The sequence below is a fragment of the Cloacibacterium sp. TD35 genome (genome assembly GCF_028864635.1).
Classification (GTDB): Bacteria; Bacteroidota; Bacteroidia; order Flavobacteriales; family Weeksellaceae; genus Cloacibacterium.
Genome location: NZ_CP104850.1, coordinates 1149614 through 1168997, shown reverse-complemented (window position 1 = coordinate 1168997; position 19384 = coordinate 1149614). Strand labels below are relative to the sequence as shown.

General features: G+C 32.9%; 20 protein-coding genes. 4 read left to right on the top strand and 16 right to left on the bottom strand.

Features of this window, described 5'->3' with window-relative positions:
- Positions 1 to 15 precede the first annotated feature (15 nt).
- The 5 genes from fmt to folK all read right to left on the bottom strand — a co-directional run bounded on the left by fmt (position 16) and on the right by folK (position 6407).
- Complete coding sequence (fmt, locus tag N7277_RS05335; protein WP_274780668.1) at positions 16 to 963, bottom strand: methionyl-tRNA formyltransferase; 948 nt, start codon at positions 961 to 963, stop codon at positions 16 to 18.
- Positions 964 to 992: 29 nt separating this feature from the next.
- Positions 993 to 2894: a RecQ family ATP-dependent DNA helicase gene (locus tag N7277_RS05330; protein ID WP_274780667.1), complete on the bottom strand. Its 1902-nt coding sequence runs from the start codon at positions 2892 to 2894 to the stop codon at positions 993 to 995.
- An 81-nt stretch (positions 2895 to 2975) separates the two neighbouring features.
- Positions 2976 to 4478, bottom strand: coding sequence for an OmpA family protein (locus tag N7277_RS05325; protein WP_274780666.1), 1503 nt, complete (start codon positions 4476 to 4478; stop codon positions 2976 to 2978).
- A 32-nt stretch (positions 4479 to 4510) separates the two neighbouring features.
- Entirely contained in the window at positions 4511 to 5974 is a 1464-nt protein-coding gene (locus tag N7277_RS05320) for an OmpA family protein (RefSeq protein ID WP_274780665.1), read from the bottom strand.
- Between the two features lie 10 nt (positions 5975 to 5984).
- Positions 5985 to 6407 carry a 2-amino-4-hydroxy-6-hydroxymethyldihydropteridine diphosphokinase gene (gene folK, locus N7277_RS05315; protein ID WP_274780664.1) on the bottom strand — a complete coding sequence of 141 codons (423 nt, stop codon included), beginning with the start codon at positions 6405 to 6407 and terminating at the stop codon, positions 5985 to 5987.
- 31 nt (positions 6408 to 6438) lie between these two features.
- Between folK and sppA the strand changes: the two genes are divergently transcribed.
- Positions 6439 to 8190, top strand: coding sequence for a signal peptide peptidase SppA (gene sppA / locus N7277_RS05310; RefSeq protein ID WP_274780663.1), 1752 nt, complete (start codon positions 6439 to 6441; stop codon positions 8188 to 8190).
- Between the two features lie 83 nt (positions 8191 to 8273).
- On the opposite strand, the gene ftsY is transcribed toward sppA, so the two are convergent.
- From ftsY to lnt, 5 genes are all read right to left on the bottom strand, one after another.
- Positions 8274 to 9230 carry a signal recognition particle-docking protein FtsY gene (ftsY, locus tag N7277_RS05305; RefSeq protein ID WP_274780662.1) on the bottom strand — a complete coding sequence of 319 codons (957 nt, stop codon included), beginning with the start codon at positions 9228 to 9230 and terminating at the stop codon, positions 8274 to 8276.
- Positions 9231 to 9362: 132 nt separating this feature from the next.
- Positions 9363 to 9515, bottom strand: coding sequence for a DUF4295 domain-containing protein (locus N7277_RS05300; protein WP_069797240.1), 153 nt, complete (start codon positions 9513 to 9515; stop codon positions 9363 to 9365).
- Positions 9516 to 9534: 19 nt separating this feature from the next.
- A complete protein-coding gene (gene rpmG / locus N7277_RS05295; RefSeq protein WP_039341297.1) occupies positions 9535 to 9717 on the bottom strand; it encodes a 50S ribosomal protein L33 in 183 nt (60 codons plus the stop codon).
- A 6-nt stretch (positions 9718 to 9723) separates the two neighbouring features.
- The gene (gene rpmB, locus N7277_RS05290; protein ID WP_069797241.1) at positions 9724 to 9960 is read right to left on the bottom strand and encodes a 50S ribosomal protein L28; all 237 of its coding nucleotides are present in this window, start codon (positions 9958 to 9960) and stop codon (positions 9724 to 9726) included.
- Between the two features lie 128 nt (positions 9961 to 10088).
- Entirely contained in the window at positions 10089 to 11714 is a 1626-nt protein-coding gene (lnt, locus tag N7277_RS05285; protein ID WP_274780661.1) for an apolipoprotein N-acyltransferase, read from the bottom strand.
- A 212-nt stretch (positions 11715 to 11926) separates the two neighbouring features.
- Here lnt and N7277_RS05280 point away from each other — a divergent pair, with 212 nt between their 5' ends.
- From N7277_RS05280 to N7277_RS05270, 3 genes are all read left to right on the top strand, one after another.
- A complete protein-coding gene (locus N7277_RS05280) occupies positions 11927 to 14179 on the top strand; it encodes a TonB-dependent siderophore receptor (protein WP_274780660.1) in 2253 nt (750 codons plus the stop codon).
- An 86-nt stretch (positions 14180 to 14265) separates the two neighbouring features.
- Positions 14266 to 14772 (top strand): hypothetical protein, encoded by a 507-nt coding sequence (locus tag N7277_RS05275; protein WP_274780659.1) that lies wholly within the window; start codon positions 14266 to 14268, stop codon positions 14770 to 14772.
- A gap of 252 nt (positions 14773 to 15024) precedes the next feature.
- A complete protein-coding gene (locus N7277_RS05270; RefSeq protein ID WP_274780658.1) occupies positions 15025 to 15570 on the top strand; it encodes a mechanosensitive ion channel family protein in 546 nt (181 codons plus the stop codon).
- On the opposite strand, the gene abc-f is transcribed toward N7277_RS05270, so the two are convergent.
- The 6 genes from abc-f to N7277_RS11955 form a co-directional block, all read right to left on the bottom strand.
- Positions 15567 to 17504, bottom strand: coding sequence for a ribosomal protection-like ABC-F family protein (abc-f, locus tag N7277_RS05265; protein ID WP_274780657.1), 1938 nt, complete (start codon positions 17502 to 17504; stop codon positions 15567 to 15569). The two genes, N7277_RS05270 and abc-f, sit on opposite strands and share 4 nt — an antisense overlap.
- 118 nt (positions 17505 to 17622) lie before the next feature.
- Positions 17623 to 17862, bottom strand: a complete 240-nt coding sequence (locus tag N7277_RS05260; protein ID WP_274780656.1) for a hypothetical protein — start codon at positions 17860 to 17862, stop codon at positions 17623 to 17625.
- 32 nt (positions 17863 to 17894) lie between these two features.
- The gene (locus N7277_RS05255) at positions 17895 to 18413 is read right to left on the bottom strand and encodes an energy transducer TonB (RefSeq protein WP_274780655.1); all 519 of its coding nucleotides are present in this window, start codon (positions 18411 to 18413) and stop codon (positions 17895 to 17897) included.
- 41 nt (positions 18414 to 18454) lie between these two features.
- Positions 18455 to 18718, bottom strand: coding sequence for a GlsB/YeaQ/YmgE family stress response membrane protein (locus N7277_RS05250; RefSeq protein WP_342455295.1), 264 nt, complete (start codon positions 18716 to 18718; stop codon positions 18455 to 18457).
- A 45-nt stretch (positions 18719 to 18763) separates the two neighbouring features.
- Positions 18764 to 19066: a YtxH domain-containing protein gene (locus N7277_RS05245; protein WP_274780654.1), complete on the bottom strand. Its 303-nt coding sequence runs from the start codon at positions 19064 to 19066 to the stop codon at positions 18764 to 18766.
- A 4-nt stretch (positions 19067 to 19070) separates the two neighbouring features.
- Complete coding sequence (locus tag N7277_RS11955) at positions 19071 to 19154, bottom strand: hypothetical protein (protein ID WP_446715134.1); 84 nt, start codon at positions 19152 to 19154, stop codon at positions 19071 to 19073.
- Positions 19155 to 19384 lie beyond the last annotated feature (230 nt).

Below are 19384 nucleotides of genomic sequence, written 5' to 3'. Positions count from 1 at the left end.
ATAGCGTAGAAATTTCTACGCTATTTTTATATCCTCGAAACTGTGAAATCCGTTTAAGAAATCTTTCACACTCATTCGTTTTTTTCCTTCTAACTGAACTTCTGTTGGCAAATAAAATCCGTCTGTCGTATAAATTTTAAAAATATTTTTAGCAATTTCTAGAGTTCCCGCCGTTTTCTGATGTTCTGAAACTTCAAAAGTTCCTGCATAAATCTTCAAACCCTTTGTTTCTTCACCGATTTTCAAAGCGGTAAAAGCGCAAGGATAAGGCGACATTCCTCTGATAAAATTATGAACATTAACCGTTTCTTGACCCCAATGAATTCTCATATCTTCTTTGAAAATTTTGAAAGCATTTTTGCGCTCTGCAACTTGTGGTTGCGGTTGTTCTGTGATAGAATTTTCGGCTAAACCATCTAAGGTTTTTACCACCAGTTTTGCACCCATTTCCATCAATCGATCATGCAAACTTCCTGCATTGTCATCTGGTGAAATAGGCAATTCTTCTTGCAAAAGAATGTTTCCTTCATCTATCTTTTCATTGATGAAAAAGGTAGTAGCGCCCGTTTTTTCTTCGCCGTTAATAATCGCAAAATTGATTGGAGCCGCACCTCTGTAATCAGGCAATAAACTTGCGTGAAGATTGAAAGTTCCCATTTTTGGCATTTCAAATAATACTTTTGGCATCATTCTAAAGGCAACCACCACGAAAACATCTGCCTCTAGTTTTCTCATTTCATCCAAAAACTCTGAATTTCTGAGTTTTTCTGGCTGAAAAACAGGCAAATTATTTTCTACAGCGAATTTTTTAACAGGAGATTCGGTTAATTTTTGTCCTCGACCAGAAGGCTTATCTGCAACGGTAACTACTCCCACAATTTCGTGATGAGAATGATGAATCGCTTCTAAAGATTTAGCCGCAAAATCTGGCGTCCCGAAAAAAACAACTTTTAAATTTTTCATTTTTATAAGAATCTTCTTTTTACAAAGAATTATTTAATGGTATACGTTCTAAAATCTAACATTCTAATTTTTCCTAAATCCAGCAAAAAGATGAGCACTTCTTGAATTTTTTCTCTGGAATATTCTAACAAAATCGCATTCAAATCATCTAAAGTAGCTGGTTTTTGCTGTAGAATATCTAGAATTTGTCTCTCCGCACTAATAGGATTGGTTTTAGAATTTTTGGCGGTGCAAACATAGCAATTTCCGCAATTTTTCGTCTCTTTTTCGCCAAAATAAGTAAGAATAAGTTTCATTTTACAGCAATCATGATTTCTGGTATAAAACTTCATTTCCTCCCATTTCTGCAATTTATTTTTCTGAATTTGCTCAAAAAGATTCCACCATTTCCCAGAAAAAGTTCGGTCTTCTCTAGGTTTCAAAAATCTGATAGAATCTAAACTCCCGTCCAGATAATCTAGATATCCTTTTTGGTGAATTTCTTTCAGTCTTTCTTTGAGTTCTTGAGCGCCAACTCCCAATTTTTTGCAAGTATTCGCTTCGCTAAACTGCACTCTGTGCGTAGATAAACCGTCAACACATCTGAGCAATAATTCTATGAAATAACTATCTTTTTTCTGCAAATTTTCTAAATCACTTACCTCAAATTTCAATTCTAAAGTAGATAAATTTTTAGAGGTATTGAGATAAATTAACTCCTGATTATGCAGAAAATTAAGCACATTTCTAATCTTGGCTTGAGAGATTTTAGTAAAGTTTTGAATTTTAGAAATACTCAGTTCAAAAATATTTTCCGGCAATTCATTTTCTGCAATCATAAAAGTAGAATACAGATAAGAAATTACTTTTAAAAACTCTGATTTAGAAGGAGTCTGGTTCTGAAAAACATCATCTAAATTCAGTAATTCTTGCTCGTTCCACAGCAGAAAAGCATAACTTTTCTCGCCATCTCTACCTGCTCTTCCGATTTCCTGATAGTAGTTTTCTAATGAGGGTGCTGGTGAAAAATGAATTACAAATCTCACGTTTTCTTTATCAATTCCCATCCCAAAAGCGTTGGTAGAAATCAACACATTCTGGTTACTTTTGAGCCATTTTTCTTGCTTCTGATGCTTTTCTTTCACAGAAAGTCCTGCGTGGAAAAAGTCTACATTTTTAAGTTTATTTTTTTGTAAAAATTCTGTCAAATTTTCGGCTTCCTTTCTGGTTCTGATATAAATAATCCCTGAGTTTTGGTTGTGTTTTAGCAAATCTAAAACTCTCTGGTATTTATCTGCTACCTCATCATTAAAAATACTAATATTTTCTCTTTTAAAACTTTTTCTAAAAATTTGATATTGAGTAAATCCCAATTTTAGTTTAATGTCTTCTAAAACTTTTGGAGTTGCTGTAGCAGTAAGCGCAAGGCAAGGAACGTTCTTAAAAAGTGTTCTAAAATTTTTAATATTTTGATAACTCGGTCTGAAATCTTGTCCCCATTCAGAAATACAGTGTGCTTCGTCTACTGCAATAAATGAAATCTGAATTTCTTCTATTCTTTCTAAAAATTGGCGATTCTGAAGTCTTTCTGGAGAAATATAAAGCAATTTGGTAATTCCTTCTATACATCTACCGTAAATTTCTTCTTGTTGTAATTCATCTAATTCAGAACTTAAATATTCTGCTTCTATTCCTCTTAATTTCAACTGCTGAACTTGGTCTTTCATTAAAGCCAAAAGTGGAGAAATAACTAAACATGTGCCTTCTAAAACCAAAGCTGGAAGCTGATAACAAAGAGATTTACCACCACCAGTAGGTAAAAGTGCTATGGTATCTTTACCCGCAATAACCGCATGAATGATGTCTTGTTGTGAATCCCTGAAATCTTGATACCCCCAAAAATGAGTAAGGGTTTTCTGTGTGAGTTCAGCTAAATGATGAGAAGATTGCATTTGGTAAATTTAAGAATTTAGTTTAAAATTTTGCATAAAAAAAGCTGCGATAAACGCAGCTTTTAGTATTGATTTCAAAAATTATTTTTTAATGATTAACTTCGTAGGAATATCATTTTTTGGTATAGAATTCCATTCAGAATCTAACACATATCTTACTTCTACTTTTCTGTCTTGTAATCTTGCTTCATCAGATGCTGATTCTGCTACTTTAGCTTCAGATTCACCCACTCCTTTAGATTTAATTTGAGATGGGTTAACTCCTCTTTTTTCTAATTCTTTCACTACTTCTGCAGCTCTAGCTCTAGAAAGTGCTAAGTTATAAGCATCTGAACCTTTTTTATCAGTATGCCCAATTAATAAATAAGTACCACCTTGTGAACCTTTAATAATCTGAGCAGCTAGGTCTAATTTAGAACTTGATTCTGGTCTTATGGTTGATTTATTAAAATTAAATAAAACATCTCTTAATGCAATTTCTATATCTGTAGCCAATGCGCTCTTATCTACTACTACCACCTTAGGACAACCATTGTTTTCTACTGGTCCAGGAACGGTAACACACTTATCATTTAAGTCTATCACTCCGTCTAAATCTGCATCTAGCGCAACACCTGCTCCATCTACTCTTGCTCCCATTGGAGTATCTAATTGTCTATCCCAATCATCACAAACACCGTCATTATCTACGTCTCCTTTTTTACAAACTTCTACATCTACATTTTTGTTATCTAAAACATCTAATTTGTAATAAATTTCTTGTAGTGGGTCATGCCACATTAAGTGCGATTGGTGTTTTCCTAATTTTAAAGAAATACCCAAAGTTGCATTGAAGAAGTTATCAGACACTTGGTCTTCTCTTAGATTCACTGGGCTATCATATCCCTTGTATCCCACATCTTCACTTCCTAAATAGTTACCTCCACCGTCAAAAGAATCGTCACCAGTAACTACGTACATTACTCTACCTTCAATATCAATTCTTCTATTTACCTTAAACTTTACTCCAGCCCCAGCTTGTCCAAATAATGAGCTTGCTGAAAGCTTAATATCAGTAACCATCGGCGCTGAAGACGAACCTTTATCTTGTCTATAGGCTTTGTATGATAAAGCACCAAGTCCTGCATACCCATGAAATGCCCATCTATATGGAGAGTTATTGTCTACTCTTCTCAATAAATTAGAAAAATTAACATCACCCATCAAACTTATTGCTTGATATTTGGTTTTAGCCCCTACGTTTGTAGCTACTGTACCTTCATTAATTTTAGCTAAACCTTGTTTTGTTTCTCCTAAATCATATTGAAGATTTAACCCAAAAGCATGGGTAATGGCTTTATCTACACTTAAATATGCTGAATATCCAAATAGGTTTTTACCTGCTCCATTTTTAATTGAAGTTAGGTCTCCCGATTGAATTAATGGGATACCAAATCCAGCAGAGATTGCCCAATCGTTAAACTTTTTTTCTTTTTGTGTAAAAGGTTTATTTTGATCTCCTACATAAAAGTTATCTTTTTGTTGTGCTGTAACTGACAAAGGCAAAAGCATTGCTAATGTGAAAGTTGCAAAATTTATTTTCATGATTTTGTATTTTTTAAATTGAAAGATTAAAATTATTGAGCCGCTTTGAAATAAACTCTTCTGTTGGCTTCATTTTTCCATTCTGGACACTTAGTAGCTGGGTTACATTCTGGATATTTAAGGTCTTTTTCGCCTCTACCTTCAGTAATAAGTACTTCTGGATCTACCCCTTTGCTAACTAAATAATTTTTAACAGCTTTTGCTCTTCTTTCAGACAAGTCAAAGTTATAATTATCTGAAGCTCTGGTATCAGTTCCTCCGATTACATAGAACTTAACTGTAGAATTTAATTTTTTGATTAATTCTGCAGCATTGTCTAGCTTAGCATAAGACTGAACTCTGATTACATCTTTATTCAATTCGAACTCAATTCCTTCAAATTTGTTGATTTCTTCGATAATTTCTAGAGTTTCGTCTGCTATGTAAGGACAACCTTTGTTTTTAGCAAGACCTGGAACGGTAACACATGCATCATTTAGATCTATAACTCCATCTAAATCCATATCTAATGCTTTACCCGAACCATCTACCCTAGCTCCAAAAGGTGTATCTAGTTCTCTATCCCAATCATCGCAAACGCCATCTTTATCAGCATCTCCTCTCTCGCAAATGATAGGTTCTACCTCTCTACTTTCTAAAGCAATAACTTTTCTTAGAGCCTCATTATTAGCATCATACCAAGATAAATGAGTATTGTGTCTTCCTAGTTTTATTGTTACGCCTATATTGGCAACAATCATGTTATCAGAGAAATTTCTCTTTATTTGATTATAAACTCCGTCAGGTGTTTCTCCACCACCATCAAATTCATCGTCACCAGAAATTACATACATAAATCTAGTGTCAATATCAATTCTTCTTGACAAATTGTATTTTACACCAGCTCCACCTTGATAAAAGAATGAATCTATTCTAAAAGGTTGCGTAAATTTCTGATAATTTTCATCAATAACACTTCCATTTGGCAGTGTAGTTAATGGCTTATCGTCATTTCTTTCGAACTCATAACCTTGTAAACCTATACCTGCATAACCATGTATAGACCACCTAAAAGGGGACTTGTTATCTGTTCTTCTAAAAAAATTAGAAAAGTTTACATCACCTAATAAGGTTACTTGATTGTACCTAGTAGTAGCTACCCCTAATCCATAAGAAGGTCTTGTGACAATTCTACCAGTCTGCTTAGTTTTACCAGTTTGGTATTGTAGTTCTAACCCAAATTTATCACTAATTTGTTTTGCTAGTCCTACGTAAGCGTTCCAGCCGTAGTTTTTACCGTCTTGGTTCAGAGAAGTTAAATCACTGTGCTGCATAATTGATGTACCACCTCCTAAAGTGATAGCCCAATCATTATACTTTTTGGCTTTATTGTCAAATTTTGACACTTTTGTAGAGCCAGAAGTAAATGTGTTGGGATACACACTATTCTCTTTGTTATCTTGCGCTAAGAAAAAGCTAGGAAAAGATAACAATAGTGCTAATAAACCTAATTTCATATTTGTGTTTTTATTTTATATTCAAACTATCTAGTAGAATCTTAGAAAAATCTCTTTCATATAAATGCTTATGATGAGGAATTTTCAGTTTCTTAGATTCAAAATTAATATTATTAAATGATATAATATCAATATCTATAATTCTATCAATATAACCTCCTACTGCAGATGAATCAAGCTCTCTTCCCATCTCTCGTTCTATAGATTTTACTATATTCAGAAAACAATAAGGCGAGTGCGTGGTAGTTAAGCCTAATGCAATATTACGAAAAATATTTTTACTTTCAAACTCTACTGGTTGAGTTTCTATCATTTCTGACATTTTTATCACTTTTCCCAAGCATTTTTCTATTTTTGTAATCGCTTTATCTAAATTAGACTGAGTATCTCCTAAATTGCTACCCAGTAACAAAACCACATAATGTAACGACATATTAATCAATAATTAAGTTTTCAAAATTATTATGAAAGATTTTATAAAAAATGTATTTGCAAATATAGTAGCCATTCTTTTAATCGGAATAGTTTTATTTGGATTTATGATATTGTTTTTTGTTGCAAGTACTATGAGCAGCGACCAAAAACCTTACGTAGACAATAATTCTGTTCTCACCATCAACTTCAAAGGAAATGTTATAGACTCTTACACCGAAAAAGAAGAAAGCATCTTCGATTTTGGTCAAAGTAAAGATGTACTTCTTCTAGACGTAATAAAAGCAATTAATAACGCTAAAAAAGACGATAAAATCAAAGGGATTAGTATAGAGGTTGACAATTTACCAGCGGGAATCACTCAGGCTGATGACATAAGGGCTGCCATCGAAGATTTTAAGAAATCAGGCAAATTCGTGTATGCTTACGGAAATAATATGTCCCAAAAATCATATTATCTAGCCTCAGTAGCAGATAAATTATACCTAAATCCTGTAGGAATGATAGAACTCAAAGGAATGTCTACAGAAGTAACTTTCTTAAAAGATTTTGCCGCAAAATACGGTATTGGGGTAGACGTTATCAGACACGGAAAATTCAAAGCTGCAGTAGAACCCTTTATAAGAAATGACATTTCCCCTGAAAACAAAGAGCAACTTTCTACACTCCTCAATGACATTTGGGGAAATATATCTACTAAAATTAAAGTTTCTAGAAAATTAGATGATGCTAGTTTCAAAACCGCAGTAGACAGTTTATATGGTTTTATTCCAGAATTAGTTGTAAAAAATAAATTGGCAGACCAACTGTTACAAAAATCTGAATACGAAAACCTAATAAAAAAACAACTCAAGTTAAAGTCTGACGAAAAAATCAATAGAATCTCTGTTAATAAATACATCAATGCTTTAGACGAAGAGAAAAGTAATGACAACAAGATTGCCGTTCTCTACGCTGCTGGAGAAATCTTCAATGGTGATGAATATCAAAATATTCACTCTGAAAAATATATAAAATACATCAAAGATTTAGCAGAAGATGATGACATAAAAGCAGTGGTTTTACGCGTGAATTCACCTGGTGGAAGCGGAAATGCTTCAGACGAAATCCTATTTGAATTACAACAACTTAAACTCAAAAAACCTTTAGTGGTTTCTTTCGGTGATTATGCGGCTTCTGGTGGTTATTACATCTCTATGGCTGCTGATAAAATCTATTCTTCACCTAATACTTTAACGGGTTCTATAGGTGTTTTTGGCATGATCATGAATTTTAAAGATTTGGCCAATAGAAACGGTATTCGTTCTGACATTGTTTCTACTAATGCGAATTCACAAGTTTACTCGCCACTCTCTGGAGCAGCTCCTGGAACCATCCCTATTTTAACCAGAAGCGTAGAAAGCACTTATAAAAGATTCGTATATTTTGTAACTCAAAACAGAAAAAAATCTTTTGAACAGATTGATGCAATTGGTGGTGGCAGAGTTTGGAGCGGAACCAGAGCAAAACAATTAGGCTTGGTAGATGAATTAGGCTCTCTTCAACAAGCAATTAGTTATGCCGCTACCAAAGCAAAATTGAAAGACTATTCACTAGACAGCTATCCTAGAAAATCTAGTCCGCTAGAAGAATTCTTCAAACAAACCGAGGAAGATGAAATAGCCGCAAGAGTAATTTCTAAAAAAGTAGGAAAAGAAAACTATGAACTCTTCCAAAAAATAACCAATCCGAAACTGAATAATGGAGTACAAATGGCACTCCCTTATCAGATTACAATTAAATAGCAAAACATTTCCATCCATATTAAAACGAAATCGCCGTTTCAAAAATTTTGAAACGGCGATTTTAATTTTTTATAAAATATATCTTATGATCTCTTTTTAAAGAAAGAATCTACAAATTCTTCACCATTAAATAATTGCAAATCTTCCATTTTTTCTCCTACTCCAATGTATTTTACAGGAATCTGAAACTGATCTGAAATACCAATTACTACACCTCCTTTTGCGGTTCCATCTAGCTTCGTTACCGCAAGAGCTGTAACTTCTGTAGCTGCAGTAAATTGTTTTGCCTGCTCAAAAGCGTTTTGACCAGTAGAACCATCTAAAACCAATAAAACTTCGTGTGGAGCTTCTGGCAAAACCTTCTGCATTACACGTTTAATTTTAGAAAGCTCATTCATTAAATTGATTTTATTGTGCAATCTTCCCGCGGTATCAATGATGACTACATCTGCATTTTGTGCCACAGCACTTTGAACCGTGTCAAAAGCTACAGAAGCAGGATCAGAACCCATATTTTGCTTTACGATAGGAACACCTACTCTTTCACTCCAAATCACCAATTGATCTACTGCAGCAGCTCTAAATGTATCTGCAGCTCCCAAAACTACGTTTAAGCCTTGAGATTTAAATTGATTGGCTAGCTTACCAATGGTAGTTGTTTTTCCTACACCATTTACTCCAACCACCATAATTACGTATGGCTTTTTAGTCTCATCTATATTTTTAGTTTGAGAATGTGGATTTTCTAAAAGTAAAGCTGAGATCTCTTCACGAAGAATTTTATCCAATTCAGAAGTGTTTACATATTTATCTCTTTCTACTCTGGCTTCTATTCTTTCGATGATTTTTACAGTGGTATTTACTCCTACATCAGAAGCAATAAGTACTTCTTCTAGCTCATCTAGAACCTCATCATCTACTTTAGATTTTCCGACTACTGCTCTAGAAATTTTATCAAAAAAACCTTGACTCGATTTTTCTAAACCTTTGTCTAGAGATTCTTTTTCCTCTTTTTTAAATATATTTTTAAACCAACTCATACGTAAGATTTGAGATTTAAGACCTTCAAAACTAAAGCCTTTCTTTTTTTTATAATTTTTTGGTTCACAAAGATAACAAAAAAACTACCCAAAAAAATTGAGTAGTTTTATATGTTTATACAAGACGTAGAATTATTTTTTTAAATAAGCTTCTACATCGTCTGCATTCATTACTTTTTCTTCGAAAACGTAAGCTCCAGTCTTAGGAGACTTTACCATTTTCACAACTTTGGTCATTTTTTTAGACTGACCTGATTGAAGCGTTGCAACAACTTTCTTTGCCATCTTTTAATATTTTTAAAGATTACTTGATTTCTTTGTGAACTGTATATTTCTTAAGAACCGGATTGTACTTTTTAAGCTCTAATCTTTCCGTAGTGTTCTTTTTATTTTTTGTGGTGATGTATCTAGACATTCCAGCCACACCTGTTTCTTTGTGCTCTGTGCACTCAAGAATTACTTGAACTCTATTTCCTTTCTTAGCCATTTCTTATTATTTTAAAAATCCGTTTCTTGTTGCTCTTTCAATCGCCTCCTCGATACCAATTTTATTGATAACTCTCAAACCATGAGCAGAAACTCTTAATGTTACGCTTTTTTCTTGCTCTGGAAGATAAAATGTCTTCTCTAATAAATTAATTTCAAAACGTCTTTTCGTTTTGTTATTTGCGTGAGAAACGTTGTTTCCTACCATTGCACGCTTACCTGTTATTTGGCAAATTCTTGACATATCTCGATGTTCTTTTTTACTACTATGTATTTTGAGTGTGCAAAATTATAGATATTTTTTTGAACTCACAAATTTTCAAACAAATAAATTTGTAATTTTTCAAAAAAATTTAATCTAAATTTTGTAAATTATTTTTTAGAGGCTATTCTTTCTCCGAAGTGGTAAATAATTAAAAATCCGAGCACAAATATAGCAATTCTTGAGATTAAATCACCTATTTTTGTGTAAATAGATTTTTCTTCGAGCAAATTAGCCTTTATCAATAGTGCTGTTCTATCGTCATAAAAGGTGTCTTGTAGAACGTCTCCCCTTGCATTGATGTGCGCCGAGATTCCACTATTGGCAGCACGTACAATCTCTCTCCTAGTCTCTATAGCTCTCAGTCTGGCATAAGAAAGTAATTGTTTGTGACCTTCGGTATTATCCCACCAAGAATCATTGGTCATAATTGCGAGAAGATTCGCTCCATTTCTCACATAATCGGTTACATATTCTCCATAAATACTCTCGTAACAAATGATGGGAGCCATTTTTGCTTTGTTAAATCTATTGCTGAAAACTTTTCTTTCCTTATCGATTCCAAGAGATGAGTTAGCACCTCCGAAATCCAGCATCGCATCTCCCAAAATAGGCTTTAGATATCTAATATATGGGAAAATTTCTACTCCAGGAACCAATTTCGCTTTGTGATAAACCTCCACTTCTTGATTTGGAATAATTTGCAATGCAGAATTATAAGAATTTACCCAAACTCCTTCTTGAATTTTAGTAGAATAATCTTCAGTTGCTGCTTCGTCAAACAAAAATTTATGCGTAGAAGCTCCTGTTAAAAATATAGATTGCGGGTGTTTTCCTAAAAATTCTTTGGCAATCGCAATAGAAGTACTTTTATTAAAACCATTTTCGCTCAAGCTTCCGTTCCCGGGAAATGCAGTTTCGGGCGCAATAAAAAAATCTACTTTTGTTTTAGAATTTTCTTTAGCTAAAGTCAAAAGTTCTCCTAATATCTGTAAAGAATCTTTGCTGTATTTTTCGGTATAGGGATCTAATTTTGGCTGAAGCAAAAGCGTGGTAACTTCTCCTACAGGTTTTTCTTGATAAGAATTGTATTTATAAATAGAAATCAGAAGAGGCAGAACAATAATTGTAACTAAAATAGAAATATTCTTCACCAAATCTTTTCTTATTCTTCCTGCTTGCCAAATTCTCAATGTATAAAAAGCAAATACATTAATTAGCAAAATCCAAAAACTACCGCCAGTTGCGCCAATAGTGTCGTACCACTGAATTAACTGAGGATATTCTGAAAACGAATTTCCTAGATTAAGCCAAGGCCAAGTAAATTCCCAATTGAGATGAAACCTTTCGAAACTTAACCAAATCGCAACAAAAAATACCAACCCAAAATATGTTCCCGTTACCTTCTTGTACCAATAGTACAATTGAAAAACAAAACTCATCAATAAAGAATTGACAATAACAGGAATTGCAACTGCCAAAAGAGAGTTATTTCCGTCTGGACTTTTAGCATGATACAACCAACCTGTAGTTAACACATTCCATATAAAAAAAGCAAGGTAAGTTAAACCAAAAACAGTCCATCCTTTTTTATTGATTTTTGAAAATTTAGAAATTTCTTGCTCCATTAATAACAATGGAACAAAAGCAAAAAATATAAAAAACGGAATTCCGTAAGTGGGCCAAGAAATGGATAATAATAGAGCTGATATTAATGATAGAAAAATATATTTCATAAGTAAAACCTATTCGTGAAGGGCAAATTTAAGGTTTTTACATGGGCTAGAAAAGAGAAACATGATAAAAGTCATATTTCATAAACAACTGATAATCTGAATAAATTAAAATTTTTTCAATCTTATTTAAAATTATTCTAAATAAATTTTGTGATTTAGACTTACATTTTTATTTTTGCAATATTATTCTTAATCATTCTAAATAAATTTAAATGAGAAATCAAATACTTCCCCTTTTATTTGTTGCTGCATCAATTACTGTAAATGCTCAACAAAAAAAAGACAGTTTATATACCAGAACAATAGAAGACATAAAACTTCATAAAACAGGAAATCCTAATAACGCAAGAGTTTCTACCACAAAATCTCAGCTAGACGTTATGGAAACTCCACAAGCCATTGCCATCGTAACTCATGAAATAATAGAACAGCAACAAGCACAACAGCTTTCTGATGTAGTAAAAAATGTAAATGGTGTTTATATCACCTCAGCAAGAGGTGCGTCTCAAGATAGTTTTGGGGCAAGAGGTTACACTTTTGGCAATGAAAATATTTACAAAAACGGAAGTAGAGTAAACTCAGGAATTTTCCCAGAAGTTTCTGGTCTAGAACGTGTAGAAGTATTAAAAGGTAGTGCAGCAATTCTTTATGGAAACGTGGCTCCTGGTGGAATTGTAAACATGGTAACTAAAAAACCTTTATTTAATTTTGGTGGAAATATCGCTTTAAATTATGGAAGCTGGAATAATGTTAAACCTACTATTGACATGTATGGTAAACTAACTAAAAATTCAGCTTTTAGAGTAAACGGAAGCTACGAAAACAAAGAAAGTTTCAGAGATTTTGTACAATCAGAAAAACACTATTTCAACCCTAGTTTCCTTTATAACATTTCAGAAAAAACACAAATCATCATAGAAGCAGATTATCTCAAACACCACTTTACGCCAGATTTTGGTTTAGGCGGATTAGTAATCAATAGTACTACTAGCGAATCTAAACTTAATACCCTTATAGGAATCAATAAATTCCCTGGTGCTACTTGGCAATATCAAACCAATGAAATGCTTACTTCTACGGTAACATTAAACCATGAAATAAATGCAGACTGGAACTTTAATACGGTTGCATTTTTCCAAGATTATACCCGGGATTTTTACGGAACTGAAAGAATTCAGTGGAATCTGCAAACCAATGGCGATTACATTTGGAAGAGAACATTAAACAAGCAACTTCAAGAACAAAAATACGGAAGCCTTCAGTTCAATTTAAATGGTCATTTCAAAACTGGAAAATTAAATCATAAACTTTTAGTTGGTGCAGATGCTGATTATTTACAAGCAGACACTTATGCTTACCAACTACAAAAACAAGATGGAAGCTTCGCAGATGCTGGAAACAACTTTGTTTATAGCACCAATGGAAACACCAGCAATGGAAACATATCTATATCAGATGAAAACACTTGGAAATCTGGAAATATACTAAATTCAAGACAAAAGGATCTAAACAGAATTCCTACAAGAAGAGTGGGTATTTATGCTCAAGATTTAATTTCTATCACTGATAAATTTAAAGTTCTAGCTGGTTTAAGATGGTCTTATTTAGAAAACAAGAGCACCATTGTAGAAAACTATTTGAATAACACTAAAACATATAAAGCAAGTTCAGGAAATCCTAGAGAAAGTGCATTTTCGCCAAGAGTAGGATTAGTTTATCAGATTGATAATAGCTTCAGCACATTTGCAAGTTATAGCAATTCGTTTAACCCTAACTCTGGAAGAGATATTAACAACTTACCCCTTCCCTCTTCATTAATAGACCAATATGAAATTGGCTTAAAGAAAAATATATGGAAAAACACTTTAGCGTTTAATATTACCGCATATCAAATAGACAATAGCAATTTAGCCCAAACAGCTTCTTTGGACATAAACGGAAACATAAACTTAGACACCAATGTGAAAGAAATGACTGGAGCAACCAGAAGCCGTGGTATAGAACTAGACATTACTGGAAACCCTACTCCCAATCTCTCAATCAATGCTGGGTACGCTTACAACAACATGGTTTATACAGACACCCCAGATTCTGAAGGAAGCTTCATAGAGGGAGAAAGATTAGTAAGAACCCCTGCAAATACAGCGAACGCTTCTATCTTCTACACCTTACCAAAATACATGAAAGGATTGAAACTAGGATTCACAGCCTTTTATACAGGAGAGAGACTTGCAGGTTGGAACAATCTAAAAGACTCTAACGGAAACCAAAAAACAAATAGAATGTATGAAATTGGTGGCTTTACCACTGTAGATTTCACTGTAGGTTACCAATTTAAGAAACTCAACGTTCAGGGAAGATTAGGAAACATTTTCGATGTGGTAGATTACAATGTACACGAAAATTACTCTGTAAATCCTATTACTCCTAGAAATTTTTATTTAACATTTAATTATAAGTTTTAATCCATTATATTTATTTTAATCAAAAAGTGGAAAAACTTATTTTCCACTTTTATCTTTTAAACAAAATAATAAGCTATACCTAGAAAATGAAGAACACAAGAACTACAATGAGACTTTTACATCGCTACATCGGTTATTTTATGGCGGGAATTATGGCGGTATACGCAATTAGTGGTGTATTACTGATTTATAGAGACACAGATTTTCTGAAAAATGAAAAGAAAATCGAAAAAAAAATAGATGTCAATATTCCTAATGACAAGCTTGGAAAAGAACTTAAAATAAAAGGGTTAGAAGTGAAAGAGCAAAAAGGAGACCTCATCATCTTCAAAGAAGGAACTTATAATGCAAAAACAGGAGAGGCAAAATATACTAAAAAAGAACTTCCTTACGTTTTAAAGAAAATGACTGAACTGCACAAATCAGATTCTAAACATAAATTTTATTTATTGAACACGATTTTTGGAGTTTCATTATTCTTTTTTGTGATTTCTTCATTTTGGATGTTTAATCCGAAATCTAAAATTTTCAAAAAAGGGATAATTATCACAATAGTTGGATTGATTTTGGCATTATTTTTGACAATATCATAATTATTGAAAAAATATTTTTTTATAAAATTTATTGCGCATTAAATAATAATTTGTAACTTTGCAAAGTTTGTTTAATACAAGATAAAATACTGATTTCTTTACTTTTACAAGTTTAAAAATCACCTTAACGTTCGTTAGGCTATTATTAATTAAATAGATATAATCTAAATAAATTAACATTTTTTCATTTGTGTTTTTAGGCGGGATAAGATATTTTATATTTTGTCTCGCCGTTTTTTTTATTTTCGTACTATGAAAAATATAGAGGTTATTCAAGAGAAGTTTTACAATTGGTGGGACACTATTATAAGCTATGTTCCCAATATGGTCTTATTAATCGTTTTTGCCATTATATTTTCTTTTTTAAGCAAATATCTGATTAAAATTATCACGAAAATCTTACACCGCGTTTTTCCCGAAAATGCCAATAAAAACACCCCTCTTCTTTTAGCAAAACTTGCCAAATATATATTATACGCTTTGGGAATTTATATTGCCTTAGAAATTATGCATTTGGGTAGTTTCATGGTAAAATTCATAGGCAGTTTAGGAATTGCTGGCGTTATTGCTGGTGTTGCATTAAAAGATGTGGTTTCTGGAATTTTTGCAGGCGCAGCTGTGAATTTTGAGAAAACTTTTCAAATTGGGGACCTAGTAACCATTAGCAATATAAAAGGAACGGTAGAAGACATCAGTATGCTTACTACCAAACTGAGAACAGAAAACGGAGAAACCGTCTATGTTCCCAATCAGTTAATTTTTAACACTCCTTTTATCAATCACAGTAAAAAATCTTAGCCTAATTTTTCAGCGATTTCTTCCCATTCTTGCATGGTAGAAGCCAGTTCATCCTGCAAATCTTGATATTTTTTAAGTTCTGCTTCAGATGGGTTAGACTTGGCAAAGATGTTTTCTAGTTGAGCAATTTCTTTTTCGTAGTCTGCAATTTTTTCTTCAACTTTTTTTAATCTATTTTGAAGATTTTTCTGCTCTTTGCTTACAAAATTTGAAGTATTTTGCTGAGATTTCGCTTCGTTAGTAGCGGCTTCTTTCTTTTCTTCTACTTTTATTTCTGCTTCCTGACTTAATTTAGATTTTTCAGCAGAGATTTCTCTTAGAGATTCTTTTTGACGGTATTCTAGATATTCATTAATATTTCCTAAAAACTCCTTCATACTGCCATCTCTGAACTCGAAAATCTTATCACACAGTCCTTGTAAAAATTCTCTGTCGTGAGAAATAACAATAATGGTTCCTTCGAATTTCTGCAGCGCCAACTTGATAATTTCCTTCGATTGGATATCTAGGTGATTCGTAGGTTCGTCCATAATCAAGGTATTGAAAGGACGAAGTAACAATTTACAAAGTGCTAGTCTGTTTCTTTCGCCTCCAGAAAGCACTTTCGTTTTTTTAGTTACATCTTCTCCAGAAAAAAGGAAACTTCCCAGTAAATCACGAACTTTAGTTCTAGTTTCCTCGGTTGCAGCGTCTTCTGCTTCTTGTAAAACTGTTTTTTCAGGATTTAGAACTTCTTCTTGGTTCTGCGCAAAATATCCTATGTTTACATTATGCCCAAGATTCCATTCTCCCGAATAATCTTTGATTTCACCTGCTAAAATTTTGGCTAAAGTGGTTTTTCCTTGTCCGTTTTGTCCTAAAAGTGCAATTCTGTCACCACGCTGAACAAAAAAATCTACTTTATCAAAAACTTGATTGTTGCCATATTTCTTGCCTAAGTTTTGTGCCTCGAAAATCACTTTTCCTGGCACTACACTCTGCACAAAACGAATATTAAATTTAGAAACGTCTTCATTCTCTACTTCAATTCTTTCGATTTTTTCAAGTTTTTTCATGAGAGATTGTGCAAAAGAAGCTTTGGTTGCAGAAGCACGGAAGCGATTGATATTATCTTCCATTTGTTTAATTTCTGCATCTTGGTTTTTCTTCGCTTGAATCAGTTTTTCTTTCCTGTCTTTTCTAAGTTCTAGATATTTAGTATAATTGGCTTTATAATCGTCTATTTTCTTGTTATTAATGTCAAAAGTTCTGTTGCAAACCGAAGTCATAAACTGTTTATCGTGACTTACCAGAACGATAGCTCCATTATAATCTTTCAAGAAATTTTCCAGCCAGATGATAGACTCCATATCTAAGTGATTGGTAGGCTCATCCAGAAGCAAAAGGTCATTATTCTGAAGTAATAATTTAGCCAATTCTATTCTCATTCTCCACCCTCCAGAAAATTCATCCGTAAGTCTGTGAAAATCTGCAGCTTTGAAACCAAGACCTAATAAAACTTTTTCTATATCTCCTTCCAGATTATACGCATCATGATGATGAAGATAATCATTAAGATCTGTCATTTTATGTATTAAATCATGATAAGCATCTGATTCATAATCAGTTCTAGTTGCTAATTGATGATTTACTTCTTCTAGTTCTTTTTTCCAAGCATTAATTTGCTCGAAAGCTTGAAGTGTTTCATTCCAAACGGTTCTTCCTTTTACGAAATCTAAATCTTGTTTTAAGAAACCGATCGTAATATTACCATCTGGAACAATATTTCCTTCGTAGAAGTTAATATCACCGGAAATCATTTTGAGAAGGGTAGATTTTCCTGCACCATTTTTCCCTACCAAACCTATCTTATCATCTTTTTTGATGGTGAAATTTACATCTCTAAAAAGATAATTTCCCGAATGATGAAGACCAAGACCTTGAACTGAAAGCATAATAATTTGTTATTTTTTGAGACTGCAAAAATAAAGTTTTAAAAATAAAAAACTGCACCTTATAAAAAGATACAGTTTTTTTTGGTTAAAAAGAGAAATATAAATGATGATAAAAAAATTATTTACTATTTCCTCCTCTTGCAACTAATGCAATCAGAATGATGAGAACTAGAGCGCCGATTACCCAAATTAATGGATTCTGCATCCAGTTACTAGACATATCCGTTCCTTTATTTACATCCACATCTACGTCTAACTGAGCTGTTTTTTCTTGCGCCCAGACTAATCCTCCGATTAGGGTAGCCATTACAGCCATTGCAAAAGTTTGCAATCTTCTAGCGATATTTAATCTGTCCATAATTTTGTGTCTTTATGTTTATTTTGATGTTTTTATAGGGCTACAGGGATATTCATATGAACTACTGATGCCATATTTTCTCCATTGTATTTAGCTGGAATAAACCCTTGTTTAAGTTCATAAATCGCTAAAATAGTTGCTAAGTTCAGTGATTCATTGTTTCCTGAAGCTTTTACGTCTGAAATTTTACCTGTTTCTGTAACCAAGAAACTTACATGCGTGTATTGTGTACCAGAACCTGAAACTGCGTTTCTATCTATACCAGCATTTACAGCATTAATAAAATCTTGTTTACTTTGTCCGAAACTTGGCCTTTCTGTTCCTGGTAAAAGTGGAACTTGTGAGTATGGAGCTACTTTTTCCTTAGCCTTAATTGCTTGAATTTTGGCTTGCAATTTAGCTGGTCCATCATCTTCTGGAGCTTTTACTAAAAATGCTACATTATTTTCGTCTTGAGCGATATATGCTCTGTGAAATTTTGAAATATTTACTCCCTGTGAAAACACGAGAGAGAATGCACCAATTGATAGTGCGGTTGCTAACTTTTTCATAATTTAATGTTTTTGGTGTTTATGTGATTGATTTTGGGTGTTTATGCCTTTCTAGAAAGTGCATTATAAGCGTATAGTACAATAATGGCTCCTACTACAGACATGGCTAAGCTATAAAAACTGAACACATTATTTGTTACGTCTGCTCCGAAGAAAATTCTTCCTAAAAAGCCTCCTAATACGCTACCTACGATACCAATGATGATGGTAGTAATCCAACCAGCAGGGTCATTTCCTGGTTTTAAAAATCTTGCGATTGCTCCAGCGATTAAGCCGAAAATAATCCATGCAATAATATTGATCATAATTTTGTGATTTAGTGTTTATATTTTTGGTGTGTGTTTATAGATTTATCTAAGAGCATCTAGTTCTGTTTCTACTTCACTCGTTACTCTTTTTGCAGAAGACAGAATCTGCTCTTTGTTTGCTTTTATTTTTTCTGAAATTTGGCTAGAAATAGTATTGTATTTATTTTTTGCCTTTTCAGAAAGTTGACTCACCGTTTCTTTGGTTTTTGATTGAGCATTTTTTGCTTGTGTTCTTAGTTTTGCTCTGGTGTCTTTTCCTTTTGCTGGTGCAAATAAAATCCCTGCTACTGCGCCTACTGCTGTTGCGCCTATTACGCCTAATGTTCTTTTTGCTGTGGTGTTCATAATTTTACTGTTTACTGTTAATATCGTCTTTTATAATTTCATAAATCATTATACAAAGCGCTAAGACAAATAATATGTTAATCAGCATACTTGTTTCAAAAAAGAAAAACCCAATTGCCCATATTAATATTAACAATGTAACCGTAAAGTAGGTAAATTTATTCATAACTCATTTTAATTTATATCATCTCTTTAATCTGCAAATTTTTAAAAATAACCTATTTTATTCATTACATAATTTTAATGCTTTGTTATATAATTGCTACTTCTCTGTTTAAATGAAGAATAAAACTCTGATGCTTCATTTTAACATTACAA

Coding starts and splice junctions, on each gene's coding strand:
- fmt (WP_274780668.1), bottom strand. CDS start 963: ATGAAAAATTTAAAAGTTGTTTTTTTCGGGACGCCAGATTTTGCGGCT.
- N7277_RS05330 (WP_274780667.1), bottom strand. CDS start 2,894: ATGCAATCTTCTCATCATTTAGCTGAACTCACACAGAAAACCCTTACT.
- N7277_RS05325 (WP_274780666.1), bottom strand. CDS start 4,478: ATGAAAATAAATTTTGCAACTTTCACATTAGCAATGCTTTTGCCTTTG.
- N7277_RS05320 (WP_274780665.1), bottom strand. CDS start 5,974: ATGAAATTAGGTTTATTAGCACTATTGTTATCTTTTCCTAGCTTTTTC.
- folK (WP_274780664.1), bottom strand. CDS start 6,407: ATGTCGTTACATTATGTGGTTTTGTTACTGGGTAGCAATTTAGGAGAT.
- sppA (WP_274780663.1), top strand. CDS start 6,439: ATGAAAGATTTTATAAAAAATGTATTTGCAAATATAGTAGCCATTCTT.
- ftsY (WP_274780662.1), bottom strand. CDS start 9,230: ATGAGTTGGTTTAAAAATATATTTAAAAAAGAGGAAAAAGAATCTCTA.
- N7277_RS05300 (WP_069797240.1), bottom strand. CDS start 9,515: ATGGCAAAGAAAGTTGTTGCAACGCTTCAATCAGGTCAGTCTAAAAAA.
- rpmG (WP_039341297.1), bottom strand. CDS start 9,717: ATGGCTAAGAAAGGAAATAGAGTTCAAGTAATTCTTGAGTGCACAGAG.
- rpmB (WP_069797241.1), bottom strand. CDS start 9,960: ATGTCAAGAATTTGCCAAATAACAGGTAAGCGTGCAATGGTAGGAAAC.
- lnt (WP_274780661.1), bottom strand. CDS start 11,714: ATGAAATATATTTTTCTATCATTAATATCAGCTCTATTATTATCCATT.
- N7277_RS05280 (WP_274780660.1), top strand. CDS start 11,927: ATGAGAAATCAAATACTTCCCCTTTTATTTGTTGCTGCATCAATTACT.
- N7277_RS05275 (WP_274780659.1), top strand. CDS start 14,266: ATGAAGAACACAAGAACTACAATGAGACTTTTACATCGCTACATCGGT.
- N7277_RS05270 (WP_274780658.1), top strand. CDS start 15,025: ATGAAAAATATAGAGGTTATTCAAGAGAAGTTTTACAATTGGTGGGAC.
- abc-f (WP_274780657.1), bottom strand. CDS start 17,504: ATGCTTTCAGTTCAAGGTCTTGGTCTTCATCATTCGGGAAATTATCTT.
- N7277_RS05260 (WP_274780656.1), bottom strand. CDS start 17,862: ATGGACAGATTAAATATCGCTAGAAGATTGCAAACTTTTGCAATGGCT.
- N7277_RS05255 (WP_274780655.1), bottom strand. CDS start 18,413: ATGAAAAAGTTAGCAACCGCACTATCAATTGGTGCATTCTCTCTCGTG.
- N7277_RS05250 (WP_342455295.1), bottom strand. CDS start 18,718: ATGATCAATATTATTGCATGGATTATTTTCGGCTTAATCGCTGGAGCA.
- N7277_RS05245 (WP_274780654.1), bottom strand. CDS start 19,066: ATGAACACCACAGCAAAAAGAACATTAGGCGTAATAGGCGCAACAGCA.
- N7277_RS11955 (WP_446715134.1), bottom strand. CDS start 19,154: ATGCTGATTAACATATTATTTGTCTTAGCGCTTTGTATAATGATTTAT.